Annotated in this window: 12 protein-coding genes; 4 read left to right on the plus strand and 8 right to left on the minus strand. The window is 60.8% G+C overall.

The window, feature by feature from the left end; all coding sequences use genetic code 11:
• Nucleotides 1-32 precede the first annotated feature (32 nt).
• Nucleotides 33-1,451, plus strand: a complete 1,419-nt coding sequence (locus P3G59_RS02155) for an FAD-dependent oxidoreductase (RefSeq protein WP_007909438.1) — start codon at nucleotides 33-35, stop codon at nucleotides 1,449-1,451.
• Nucleotides 1,452-1,703: 252 nt separating this feature from the next.
• Complete coding sequence (gene hemE / locus P3G59_RS02160; RefSeq protein WP_277760271.1) at nucleotides 1,704-2,771, plus strand: uroporphyrinogen decarboxylase; 1,068 nt, start codon at nucleotides 1,704-1,706, stop codon at nucleotides 2,769-2,771.
• A 132-nt stretch (nucleotides 2,772-2,903) separates the two neighbouring features.
• On the opposite strand, the gene P3G59_RS02165 is transcribed toward hemE, so the two are convergent.
• On the minus strand, nucleotides 2,904-4,178 hold the full coding sequence (locus P3G59_RS02165; protein ID WP_277760272.1) for an MFS transporter: 1,275 nt from the start codon (nucleotides 4,176-4,178) through the stop codon (nucleotides 2,904-2,906).
• A 118-nt stretch (nucleotides 4,179-4,296) separates the two neighbouring features.
• On the opposite strand from P3G59_RS02165, the gene P3G59_RS02170 reads away from it, so the two are divergent.
• A complete protein-coding gene (locus tag P3G59_RS02170; RefSeq protein WP_277760273.1) occupies nucleotides 4,297-5,193 on the plus strand; it encodes a LysR family transcriptional regulator in 897 nt (298 codons plus the stop codon).
• An 86-nt stretch (nucleotides 5,194-5,279) separates the two neighbouring features.
• Here P3G59_RS02170 and P3G59_RS02175 read toward each other — a convergent pair whose 3' ends face one another.
• Nucleotides 5,280-5,717, minus strand: a complete 438-nt coding sequence (locus tag P3G59_RS02175; protein ID WP_277760274.1) for an excinuclease — start codon at nucleotides 5,715-5,717, stop codon at nucleotides 5,280-5,282.
• A gap of 215 nt (nucleotides 5,718-5,932) precedes the next feature.
• Between P3G59_RS02175 and P3G59_RS02180 the strand changes: the two genes are divergently transcribed.
• Entirely contained in the window at nucleotides 5,933-6,316 is a 384-nt protein-coding gene (locus tag P3G59_RS02180) for a type II toxin-antitoxin system PemK/MazF family toxin (protein ID WP_277760275.1), read from the plus strand.
• 213 nt (nucleotides 6,317-6,529) lie between these two features.
• On the opposite strand, the gene P3G59_RS02185 is transcribed toward P3G59_RS02180, so the two are convergent.
• The 6 genes from P3G59_RS02185 to P3G59_RS02210 are packed head-to-tail and all read right to left on the minus strand — an operon-like array spanning nucleotide 6,530 to nucleotide 11,442.
• On the minus strand, nucleotides 6,530-7,333 hold the full coding sequence (locus P3G59_RS02185) for a hypothetical protein (protein ID WP_277760276.1): 804 nt from the start codon (nucleotides 7,331-7,333) through the stop codon (nucleotides 6,530-6,532).
• Between the two features lie 25 nt (nucleotides 7,334-7,358).
• Nucleotides 7,359-8,585, minus strand: a complete 1,227-nt coding sequence (locus P3G59_RS02190) for a beta-ketoacyl-ACP synthase (RefSeq protein ID WP_277760277.1) — start codon at nucleotides 8,583-8,585, stop codon at nucleotides 7,359-7,361.
• Nucleotides 8,585-9,313 carry a 3-oxoacyl-ACP reductase FabG gene (fabG, locus tag P3G59_RS02195; protein ID WP_277760278.1) on the minus strand — a complete coding sequence of 243 codons (729 nt, stop codon included), beginning with the start codon at nucleotides 9,311-9,313 and terminating at the stop codon, nucleotides 8,585-8,587. The genes P3G59_RS02190 and fabG overlap by 1 nt, the downstream gene beginning before the upstream one ends.
• The gene (locus P3G59_RS02200; RefSeq protein ID WP_277760279.1) at nucleotides 9,306-9,770 is read right to left on the minus strand and encodes a hotdog family protein; all 465 of its coding nucleotides are present in this window, start codon (nucleotides 9,768-9,770) and stop codon (nucleotides 9,306-9,308) included. Before P3G59_RS02200 ends, fabG begins: the two co-directional genes overlap by 8 nt.
• Nucleotides 9,767-10,963 (minus strand): beta-ketoacyl-[acyl-carrier-protein] synthase family protein, encoded by a 1,197-nt coding sequence (locus P3G59_RS02205; RefSeq protein WP_277760280.1) that lies wholly within the window; start codon nucleotides 10,961-10,963, stop codon nucleotides 9,767-9,769. Before P3G59_RS02205 ends, P3G59_RS02200 begins: the two co-directional genes overlap by 4 nt.
• Nucleotides 10,960-11,442: a DUF3261 domain-containing protein gene (locus tag P3G59_RS02210; RefSeq protein ID WP_347276966.1), complete on the minus strand. Its 483-nt coding sequence runs from the start codon at nucleotides 11,440-11,442 to the stop codon at nucleotides 10,960-10,962. The genes P3G59_RS02205 and P3G59_RS02210 overlap by 4 nt, the downstream gene beginning before the upstream one ends.
• Between the last annotated feature and the right edge of the window lie 74 nt (nucleotides 11,443-11,516).

Genomic DNA, 11,516 nt, shown 5'->3' on the forward strand with positions numbered 1-11,516 from the left:
ATGCGCCTGAAGAGTTTGATGAGGTTTTAACAATGGCTGAACGTCTGAATAACGACTTCCAGTTCATCGATGTCGGGCGCAAAGATCCGAAGAAGAAACTGTTGCGTCAACGCAAGAAAGAGTTCGTCGAAATCTACGAACCGTTCAAACCCCAGCAGTCGGCCGATCAGGCCCACCGCTGCCTGGGTTGCGGCAACCCGTATTGCGAATGGAAGTGCCCGGTGCACAACTTCATTCCCAATTGGCTCAAATTGGTCGCCGAAGGCAACATCCTTCAGGCCGCCGAGCTGTCGCACCAGACCAACACCTTGCCGGAAGTCTGCGGCCGGGTGTGCCCGCAGGACCGTCTGTGCGAGGGGGCGTGCACCCTTAACGACGGCTTCGGCGCGGTGACCATCGGTTCGGTCGAGAAATACATCACCGACACCGCGTTCGCCATGGGCTGGCGCCCGGACATGTCCAAGGTCAAACCGACTGGCAAGCGTGTCGCGATCATCGGCGCAGGCCCGGCGGGCCTGGGTTGTGCCGACGTGCTGGTACGTGGCGGCGTAACTCCGGTGGTGTTCGACAAGAACCCGGAAATCGGTGGTCTGCTGACCTTCGGCATCCCCGAGTTCAAGCTTGAGAAGACCGTGCTGAGCAATCGTCGCGAAGTTTTCACCGGCATGGGCATCGAGTTCCGCCTCAACACCGAAGTCGGCAAAGACGTGACCATGGAGCAACTGCTCGCCGAATACGATGCCGTGTTCATGGGCATGGGCACTTACACCTACATGAAGGGCGGTTTTGCCGGTGAGGATCTGCCGGGCGTTTATGATGCCCTCGACTTCCTGATCGCCAACGTCAACCGCAACCTGGGCTTTGAAAAGTCGCCGGAAGATTTCGTCGACATGAAAGGCAAGAAGGTCGTGGTTCTCGGCGGCGGCGACACGGCGATGGACTGCAACCGCACGTCGATCCGCCAAGGCGCCAAGTCGGTGACCTGCGCTTATCGTCGTGACGAAGCGAACATGCCCGGCTCGCGCAAAGAGGTGAAGAACGCCAAGGAAGAAGGCGTGAAATTCCTCTACAACCGCCAGCCGATCGCTATCGTCGGTGAGGACAAGGTCGAAGGCGTGAAGGTGGTCGAGACCCGTCTCGGCGAACCGGACGCCCGTGGCCGTCGCAGCCCCGAGCCGATCCCGGGTTCCGAAGAGATCATCCCGGCTGACGCCGTGGTCATCGCCTTCGGTTTCCGCCCGAGCCCGGCGCCGTGGTTCGAACAGTTCGAAATCCAGACCGACAGCCAGGGCCGCGTCGTTGCGCCTGAGCAAGGTCAGTACAAGCACCAGACCAGCAATCCGAAAATCTTTGCCGGTGGCGACATGGTGCGCGGTTCCGACCTGGTGGTGACGGCGATCTTCGAAGGCCGCAATGCCGCCGAAGGGATTCTGGATTACCTGGGCGTCTAACCCCGGCCCTGAGCCAAATGCAATAACCCTGTGGGAGCGAGCCTGCTCGCGAAAGCGGTCTGTCAACCAACTTCAATGTTGGATGTACCGGCCTCTTCGCGAGCAGGCTCGCTCCCACAGTTGTTTTTCAGTGTTGCCAATAGAGCATTTCCAACGCAATAAATTGACCCGATAGACAAAAGGCTGACCTGTATCCGTGCCTTTTGCGTCGCGCTCTGAGAAAATGCCCGCACTTTTTTTCCGGATGCCGACATGACTGCCCTGAAGAACGACCGTTTCCTCCGCGCCCTGCTCAAGCAACCCGTTGACGTCACCCCGGTGTGGATGATGCGCCAGGCCGGCCGCTACCTGCCGGAATACCGCGCCAGCCGTGCCCACGCCGGTGATTTCATGAGCCTGTGCATGAATCCGGAATTCGCCTGCGAAGTCACGATGCAACCGCTCGACCGCTATCCACAACTGGACGCGGCGATCCTGTTTTCCGACATCCTCACCATCCCCGATGCCATGGGCCAAGGCCTGTACTTCGAGACCGGTGAAGGTCCGCGCTTCAAGAAAGTCGTCAGCACCCTGGCCGATATCGAGGCCCTGCCGATCCCTGATCCACACAAAGACCTCGGCTATGTGATGGACGCGGTCAGCACCATCCGTCGCGAACTGAACGGTCGAGTGCCGCTGATCGGTTTCTCCGGCAGCCCGTGGACCCTGGCGACCTACATGGTTGAAGGCGGCTCGTCGAAAGACTTCCGCAAGACCAAAGCCATGCTCTACGACAACCCGCAAGCCATGCACCTGCTGCTGGATAAACTGGCGCAGTCGGTGACCTCTTATCTCAACGGCCAGATCATGGCCGGCGCGCAAGCGGTGCAGATCTTCGATACCTGGGGCGGCAACCTGTCGGCGGCGGCGTATCAAGAGTTCTCGCTGGCCTACATGAAGAAAATCGTCAGCGGCCTGATCCGCGAACACGACGGTCGCAAAGTGCCGGTGATCCTCTTCACCAAAAATGGCGGCCTGTGGCTGGAAAGCATCGCCGAGGCTGGCGCCGACGCCCTGGGCTTGGACTGGACCTGCGACATCGGCAACGCCCGCGCCCGTGTTGGCGACAAGGTCGCGCTGCAAGGCAACATGGACCCGACGGTGCTCTACGCCAAACCGGAAGCGATCCGCACTGAAGTGGGGCGCATTCTGGCCAGCTACGGCAAGGGCACCGGCCACGTGTTCAACCTCGGCCATGGCATCACCCCAGAGGTTGATCCGGAGCATGCCGGTGCGTTCCTGCGCGCGGTGCATGAGCTGTCGGCGCAGTATCACGAGTGATCGCCACAGCATAAAAAACGCCCGGCTTATGCCGGGCGTTTTTCAAGATCAAAAGATCGCAGCCTGCGGCAGCTCCTACATTGGGATTCGCGTTTCCCTGTAGGAGCTGCCGCAGGCTGCGATCTTTTGCTTTTAAGCTTTGACACCACCGAGAGGCGGCAACTTCGCCAGTTTCAACGCCACCAGCAGCGCCACTAGCAACAGCGCTCCAATGAACAGGCCAATCCCGTTCCACCCGCCCAGATGCCAGAACACCCCACCCGCCGTCCCGGCAATACTCGACCCCGCGTAATAACTGAACAGATACAACGACGACGCCTGGCCCTTGGCCTTGATCGCCCGCCGACCGATCCAGCTACTCGCCACCGAATGCGCGCCAAAGAAGCCAAAGGTGAAGATCAACATCCCCACGATCACGAGCAGCAGCGGTGTAAACATCGTCAACGCCAGGCCGGCAAACATCAGCGCAATGGTCGCCCACAGCACTTTGCGTCGGCCCAGCTTGTCCGCCAGCGAGCCAATCTTCGCCGAGCTGTAAATCCCCGACAGGTAAACCACCGACAACAACCCGACGAATACTTGATCAAGGTTGTACGGCGCCGCCAGCAAGCGATAGCCGATGTAGTTGAACAGCGTGACGAACGCGCCCATCAGCAAAAACGCTTCAAGAAACAGTAGCGGCAGACCGGCATCGCGAAAGTGCATGGTGAAACCGTCGAGCAAGCTGCGCGGGTGCAGTGAACGTGAGCGGAAGTTGCGCGACTCGGGAAGAATCTTCCAGAACACCGCTGCCGCAATCATCGCCAGACCGCCGATCACCAGCATCGCCGTGTGCCAACTGACGAAGTCGATCAGCACGCCGGTGATCAAGCGCCCGCTCATCCCGCCAATCGCATTGCCGCCGATGTACAAGCCCATCGCCAGACCGATGTGTTGCGGGTGGATCTCTTCGCTCAGATAGGTCATGGCCACCGCCGCCAGCCCACTCAGCGACAGCCCGATCAGCGCCCGCATGATCAGCACGCCGTGCCAGCTCGGCATCATCGCGCTGGCCATGGTGCACAGCGCTGCGGCGAACAGTGCAGCGACCATCACCGGTTTGCGCCCGACCCGATCGGAAATCGGTCCGGTGATCAGCAGGCCGATGGCGAGCATGCCGGTGGCCACCGAGAGGATCAGGCTGCTCTGCGCGGCGTTGATTCCATATTCGTGGGACAACAGCGGCATCATTGGCTGCACGCAATACAACAGGGCAAACGTCGCGAAACCGCCGCTGAACAGTGCCAGCACCGTGCGCATGAACATCGGTGTGCCTTTTTCGATGTAAATCTCTTGCAGTTCGGCGACGACATCGTCCGCCGCAGCGGGCGGGACTTCATGGGCTAGGGGCGCGACAGCAGTTTTCACTTCAGACCTCGGAGGGCACGGCCAGGCAGGCAATGAAAAAATCATATAGCTGGCTAATGTTTCTATCCAATATATTGTTCGACCTGTTTGATAGCTTTTACGACCTAATGGGGTTTCCATGGAATTGCGTCATCTGCGCTACTTCATTGCCGTCGCCGAAGAACTGCACTTCGGCCGCGCTGCACAGGTGCTGGGGATTTCTCAGCCGCCGCTGAGTCAGCAGATTCAGGCATTGGAGCAAGAGGTTGGCGCGCGACTGTTCGAGCGGACCAATCGTCGGGTCGAGCTGAGTGAGGCGGGGCGATTGTTTCTGCAGGAGGCGCGGCTGGTGCTGGCGCAGGTCGATAAAGCGTCGGACGTCGCCCGGCGTGCGCAACAGGGTGAATTGGGTGAGCTGAAGATTGGCTTCACCTCTTCGGCGCCGTTCAACTCGACGATTCCGCAGGCGATCTTTTCCTTCCGTCAGCGTTTTCCGGCGGTGCACCTCAACCTTCGCGAGATGAGTAGCACGCAAGTTGCCGAGGGCCTGGTGGATGAGTCGATCGAGGTGGGCATCATGCGCCCGCTGGGTTTGCCGGATTCGCTGAGTGTGGTTGAGTTGATGCGCGAGCCACTGGTCGCGGTGCTCGGTTCCAAGCATCCACTGGCGCAGGGGTCGGAGCAGGGCTTGTTCCTCTCGGCGCTGGCGCTGGAGCCGTTCGTGTTCTTTCCGCGCAGCTACGGCAGCGGGTTGTATGCGCAATTGCTGAGTCTGGCGCGCGATGCCGGGTTCAGCCCGCACTTCGCCCAGGAAGCGGGGGAGGCGATGACCATCATCGGTCTGGTCGCAGCGGGGCTGGGGGTTTCGGTACTGCCGGCGTCTTATCAGCGGATGCGTATCGACGGCGTGGTTTATCGACCGTTGCTGGATCCAGAGGCTGTTTCTGCGGTGTGGCTGGTGCAGCGCAAGGATCAGAAATCGCCGATGGCCAAGGCGTTTGTCGAGCTGCTCACACGCAAGGTCGAGTCCGCTTAAGGGATCGCAGCCTTCGGCAGCTCCTACAGGGAAAGGCGAATTTCATTGCAGGAGCTGTCGAAGGCTACGATCTTTTGATCTTGCCTTCAGGGCAACCGCACCAAATCGCCTCTCAACGCCACCCGCGTGACAAAAATCCCCGCCCGGCACTCGTACGTATTCAAATCCTTGCGCACATGCTGGTCGTAATAGCTGACGATATTGACCACCGCATTTGCCCCGACCCGCTTGGCATCGGCCTGCAACTTGATCAGATTCGATTGCAGCACCCACTCGCAGGAATCATGGTCGCTCTTGTTGAAACCGTTGGTTTTCAGATCACTGATGACATCGCGCTGCAACAACCGTTGAGTGCCCTGAGGCCCGTTCCCGGCCAGATAAAACTTCACACTGCCATCCAGCCGCCCGGCGCGAATCGCGTCCGAGAGTACGGTTTCGAACGGCATATACATGAGGTTGGTGGCGTGGCCGGCGCTGGGCAGTAGCGCGAAAAGTGCGGCGGCGATCAGGGCTTTCACTTGCATGGTCATCTCCTTGACGGTGAAAGAGAACCGCGAGTGCAGGGCCGATAGGCTCGCCGTTCCTACAGGCGTATTGATGACCTGCATGAGCGAGTGTAGATGCTGTGTGGCGAGTGTTCAGCTTGTGGAGCCGTATTCACCACATTTGCGGTTACGAACTGTTTTAGCGAGTGTTTCTTTTCTTGCGCAGAATCGGTTTCTTTAAGTGAGTGCCATGGATGCCACTTCGATACCAGCCCAAGGAAGGTAGTGTTCTGATCTGCGACTTCAGAGGTTATGAAGTACCTGAGATGGTCAAGGTCAGACCCGTTGTCGTAATACGCAAACACAGAACCAACAGTATGTTGGTGACGGTCGTACCGCTGAGTACCACTGCGCCGGATTACTTACTAGATCACCATTTCGAACTCTCCAGCCATCTTCAAGGCGCCAGCCCGATCTGTTGGGCGAAGTGCGATATGGTGGCCACTGTCAGCCTTTCCCGACTGGACCGGATCAAAAGCAGAGATCGTGAAGGAAGGCGCGTCTATCTGATCTCATACCTTGAAACAGAAGAGTTCTGCGCCGTTAAAGCTTCCGTCAGGCGGGCGCTTGGGCTGTAATGGCTACAGAAGTGGCGCAGTGAGGCCAAACGCCAGCCGTTGTCCGGATTGATGATTCAGGCAATACTGCGAGCGTTCCCGCAAGGGGCTTGTGAGACTCTGAGGATCCTGGGTGACCAGCCATCGCAGAGCCAGACAGGTAATCGGCGATGACAAGCCGACCTGTTTCTGAAAGGGCGCCGAATGGCGCCCTTTGTCGTTTCTACAATCCCATCAATCCACGTGCGCCAGATCCCCGCGCAACGCCACGCTCGAAACCACCATGCCGGCACGGCACTGGAATTTCTCGGTGTCTTTGTACAGGTCGCGCTGGTCGACGCTGGCGATGTTGATCACGGCGTTGGCGTCGGCTTTTTTCGCGGCGTTCTGCAGGGTGGCCAAAGCCGATTGCAGGGCCCAGAAGCAGGCGTCTTCGTCGGATTTGTTCGAGCCGTTGGTTTTGCGGCTGCTGCTGACGGTGTCGAGTTTGCGCACTTGTTTGGGCAGGGTTTCGCCGGCCAGGTAGAACTTCACGCTACCGTCGAGCAGGCCGGCGTCGGTGGCGCGTTTGACGCCCTCGCGAAAGCTCAGGTAGGTCGGCTCGTCGGCACCTTGCTTGACGATGCCCAGGTCGTTGACGAATTCGATGTCCGGGTTGATCGACAGTTCTTTGAGCACGTTGTCGCGCAGGCGGTTGACCCAGCGGTTGTAGTTGCCGTGGATCTTGCCGTCCTTGGCGTCGAGGCCGTAGCTGCTGCGGTAGTCGATTTCGAACGAGGTTGGGGTGAACGGAATATCGACTTCGGCGTGATGGCGACCGCGCACGGTGATCGCCGCTTTGATCATGCCCGGACGCACCGACTGCACGACCCATTGACGGTCGTTGAGTGCGGTGACGATCGCGCGGCTCATCTGTTGCTGGGTGAAACCGAGGTTGGGCGAGAACTCTTCCTTGGCGTTGTAAACCGGTTTGCTGGTGCAACCGCCGAGCACAAAAGCGAGTGCCAACAGAGCGGCGATGCGGTGAAACTGAGTCATTCCCTTCACTCCAAACGTGTTGCGGTCAGTGCCAGCGGCGGAAAATCAACGAGGTGTTGACGCCACCAAAAGCGAAATTGTTGTTCATCACATAGTCGTGATGCATCTGGCGGAATTCACCGCGCAGGTAATCGAGTTTGCCGCAGTGCGGATCGACCTCGTCGAGGTTGAACGTGTGCACGTACAGGTCGCGGTTCATCATCTCGATGCTGAACCACGACTCCAGCGCGCCGCAGGCGCCGAGGGTGTGGCCGAGGAAGCTTTTCTGCGAGCTGATCGGCATGCGTTCACCGAACAAACTGCTCGTCGCCAGTGTTTCGGCAATGTCGCCCTGTTCTGTAGCGGTGCCGTGACCATTTACATAGCCAATGGCATCCGGTGTCAGGCCGGCGTCTTCCAGCGCCAGTTCCATCGCACGGCGCATGGTCACTTGTTCCGGGCGTGTGGTGTGCTGGCCGTCGGCGTTGCTGCCGAAGCCGACGATCTCGGCATGGATGTGCGCACCGCGCGCGAGGGCGTGTTCCAGCTCTTCGAGGACCAGCATGCCGCCGCCTTCACCGATCACCAGACCGTCGCGGCCCTTGTCGTACGGGCGTGGGCTGGTCTGCGGCGCATCGTTTTTCAGGCTGGTGGCGTAGAGCGCGTCGAAGACCATGGCTTCGGTCGGGCACAGCTCTTCGGCGCCGCCGGCGAGCATCAACGGCAGGCGGCCGAACTTGATCGCCTCGTAGGCGTAACCGATGCCCTGACTGCCGCTGGTGCAGGCGCTGGACGTCGGGATCAGCCGCCCGGTCAGGCCAAAGAAGATGCTGATGTTGGCGGCGGTGGTGTGCGGCATCATCCGCACGTAGGAGTTGGCGTTGAGGCCTTCGGCGACCGAGTTGAGCAGCATGTTGCCGAACGCTTTGATCTCGTCGGTGCTGCCGGTAGACGAACCGCAAGCGACGCCCATGCGGCCATCCTTGATCGAAGGATCGCCGAGCAGGCCGGCGTCGGCGAGTGCCTGTTCCGCCGCACCCACCGCAAGACGCGACACCCGGCCCATGCTGCGCAGTTGCTTGCGGGTCCAGTGCGCAGGCACTTCAAAATCATCGATCGGCCCGGCCAGGCGGGTGTTGAGTTCGCTGAAACGATCCCACTCGTCCATCCGGCGGATGCCGCTGCGATTGGCCGCAAAGTTGCCGGCGATGGTGTCCCAGTCGCTGCCCAGCGAAGTGATGCCGGCCATGCCGGTGACGACGACGCGCTTCATCAGCACAAGCCTCCGTTGACTGCCAGGACCTGGCGGGTGATGTACGAGGCTTCCGCCGACATCAGGAAATTCACCGCACTGGCCACCTCTTCCGGGGTGCCCATGCGTTGCGCGGGAATCATCTTCATCAACTCATCCACCGGCACGTTTTCATCGAGCATGGCCGTGTCGATCAGGCCCGGCGCGACGCAGTTAACGGTGATTTTGCGCTTGCCCAGTTCGATCGCCAACGCCTTTGCCGCGCCGATCACGCCAGCCTTGGAGGCGCTGTAATTGACCTGGCCACGGTTGCCGATCAGCCCTGAGACCGAGGTGATGCAAACAATGCGACCGGCGGCGCGGCGGCGGATCATCGGCATCATCACCGGGTGCAGGACGTTGTAGAAACCGTCGAGGTTGGTGCGCAAGACCACGTCCCAATCATCGTCGCTCAGCGCTGGAAACGCGCCGTCGCGGGTCAGCCCGGCGTTCAGCACCACGCCGTAATAGGCGCCATGGGTTTCGACATCGGCTTCAAGAATGGTTTTGCAGGCTTCGCGGTCGGCGACATCGAATTGCAGGATCCGCGCCTTGCGCCCCAGTGCTTCGATCTCAGCCTGAACGGCTTGCGCTTCAGTCATGCCGCTGCGGCAATGCAAGACAATGTCATGTCCGGCCTGCGCGAGGCGCAAGGCGATGGCGCGGCCGATGCCACGGCTGGAGCCGGTGACCAGTACGGATTCAGTCATCGTTCGACTCCTTTGTCTGTTGCAGATATTGATTTACCCGAGGCGGACGGAAAACGTTCAGCCGCGCGCTGGCGTGGATGCCATCGCCATTGATATGGCATTCGAACACGCCCATGCCGTTATCATCTTCCAGCGAGCGCAGACCATGGATGCTCAACTGGCTACCGGCGGGGAAGGCTTCGACGTTGCACTCAAACTTGCGTGTGCCGAGCAGAAAACCCAGCTCCACCGGGTTGCCTTTCTGCCGTGCGTGGCAACCGGCAAATGCGGCGACGCTCTGCGCCATCAACTCCATGCCGACCCACGCCGGCAGGCTGCCGTCGGGCAGATTGAACAGGCCATCAGGCTTGACCGTGAGGCGGGTGAAAATCTGCTCATCGTCAAAGCTTGAGATGCTGTCGATCAGAATCATGTCGCCCGCGTGGGGCAGCAGTTCGGCGAGCGGCCAGGGCGTCATGGGGCGTCTCCGATAATCAGGCTGACGTTATTGCCGCCGAAGGCAAACGAGTTGCTCATCAGGTAGCGGGGTGCAATGGACGTCAGGCGCTCGCTTGCGGTCACCCAGTTCAGCGCTGGCAGCGCAGGATCGGGCTGAGCGTCCCAGACGTGAGGCGGCAAGGCGTGGCCGGGGTTTTCGGCGCTCAGGCTTAACCAGCAAAACGCCGCTTCCAGCGCACCGGCCGCACCGAGGGTGTGGCCGGTCATCGGTTTGGTCGACGAGCACGCCACGCCATCAGGGAACAACGCCGCGACCGCCAGACTCTCCATGGCGTCGTTGTGTTGGGTGGCGGTGCCGTGCAGGTTCAGGTAGTTGATCTGCGTTGCGTGCAGGTGCGCGCGGTTCAAGGCTTTCTGCATGGCTTGCAGCGCCCCGCGCCCCGTCGGCTCAGGGGCGGAAATATGATGCGCGTCGGAGCTGGCACCGGCGCCGAGCAAGGCAATGGCCGGGCCGTCACCGGGTTGCCTGCTCATGACGAACAGCACCGCCGCCTCACCGATGTTGATGCCGCTGCGGTTGGCCGAGAACGGATTGCAGCGTTCGTCGGACATTGCTTCGAGTGACGAGAAACCGTTGAGGGTCAGTTTGCACAGGCTGTCGACGCCGCCACACAGCACCGCGTCGCACAGGCCCAGATCGAGCAAACGCTGAGCGCTCATCAGTGCCCGGGCGCTGGAGGTGCACGCCGTGGAAATCACATAGGCCGGGCCGCTCAGTTGCAGCCAGTCGGCGAGGAAGTTGGCCGGCGCGCCGAGTTCCTGCTGACGGTAATCGTATTCGGCCGGGAACTGTTGCTCGCGAATATAGTGCGCCAGGCCACGGCTGGCCTCGTCGATGCCCGAGGTGCTGGTGCCGAGGACCACGCCGATGCGGTCACGGCCAAAGGTCCGGATTGCTTGATCGATGTCATCGCGAACCTGCAGCGCTGCCTCCAGCAACAGCTGATTATTGCGGCTGCGCTGATCGGCGAGCGCTGCCGGGATCGGCGTCAGTTCGCCCTCGACGGCGGCCACGGGCAACTCACGCTCCGCCACCCAGCCGGACTCGCGGCGCATGCCCGAGCAGTCGCCGGCAAACAGCTTGCGTGCGACTTCGGACTTGTCGCGGCCCAGCGCGCAAATGACGCCGAGGGCATTCAGGTAAGCGGTCATGGCGTCGGTTCACTCAGCGGAGTAACGCGATAGTGCGGGCCTTGGGGCAGGTTCAATTCGAAGCTCAACGGTTGTGAATAACGGATGTCCCAGCGCGCTGACAGAGCGCGTTGCTGACCCTGTTGCTGCGCGCCGGGGTAATTACGCTGCAACTCCTCGGACGGGGTCAGGGCGAACAGTAGCGCGGCAAACAATTCGCGGGCTTCCGGGTTCGGCGGCAGCAGACCATCGGCTTGCCAGTGGCCGTCGACCAGTTGCTGACGGGCCTGAGGAATACCCAGCGGATCCATCATCGACCAGCGAATGCCCGGGCCTTCACGCTGGATCACCAGCAGCCAGTCCTGGCGTTGCCCGGCTTGCTGGCGTTCGATGTGCATTTGCAACGGCAGCGGCAGCGTCGGATTGCCCGTCGGCAACGGCGCCTGGCTGGCGCAGGCACTCAACAGAAGCATCATGCCGACCACAAAAAGTCGCCACACCGCGGACACTGTAGGAGTGAGCCTGCTCGCGATGGCGGTGGCACATTCGAAAAACATGTCGGCTGACCCACCGC

It is taken from the genome of Pseudomonas sp. A34-9, from assembly GCF_029543085.1.
Classification (GTDB): Bacteria; Pseudomonadota; Gammaproteobacteria; order Pseudomonadales; family Pseudomonadaceae; genus Aquipseudomonas.

Excerpts from the sequence above, each read along its gene's own strand:
- P3G59_RS02170 (WP_277760273.1), top strand. The coding sequence starts at position 4,297 with ATGGAATTGCGTCATCTGCGCTACTTCATTGCCGTCGCCGAAGAACTG.
- P3G59_RS02180 (WP_277760275.1), top strand. The coding sequence starts at position 5,933 with ATGCCACTTCGATACCAGCCCAAGGAAGGTAGTGTTCTGATCTGCGAC.
- P3G59_RS02175 (WP_277760274.1), bottom strand. The coding sequence starts at position 5,717 with ATGCAAGTGAAAGCCCTGATCGCCGCCGCACTTTTCGCGCTACTGCCC.
- P3G59_RS02190 (WP_277760277.1), bottom strand. The coding sequence starts at position 8,585 with ATGAAGCGCGTCGTCGTCACCGGCATGGCCGGCATCACTTCGCTGGGC.
- P3G59_RS02200 (WP_277760279.1), bottom strand. The coding sequence starts at position 9,770 with ATGACGCCCTGGCCGCTCGCCGAACTGCTGCCCCACGCGGGCGACATG.
- P3G59_RS02185 (WP_277760276.1), bottom strand. The coding sequence starts at position 7,333 with ATGACTCAGTTTCACCGCATCGCCGCTCTGTTGGCACTCGCTTTTGTG.
- P3G59_RS02205 (WP_277760280.1), bottom strand. The coding sequence starts at position 10,963 with ATGACCGCTTACCTGAATGCCCTCGGCGTCATTTGCGCGCTGGGCCGC.
- fabG (WP_277760278.1), bottom strand. The coding sequence starts at position 9,313 with ATGACTGAATCCGTACTGGTCACCGGCTCCAGCCGTGGCATCGGCCGC.
- hemE (WP_277760271.1), top strand. The coding sequence starts at position 1,704 with ATGACTGCCCTGAAGAACGACCGTTTCCTCCGCGCCCTGCTCAAGCAA.
- P3G59_RS02155 (WP_007909438.1), top strand. The coding sequence starts at position 33 with ATGGCTGAACGTCTGAATAACGACTTCCAGTTCATCGATGTCGGGCGC.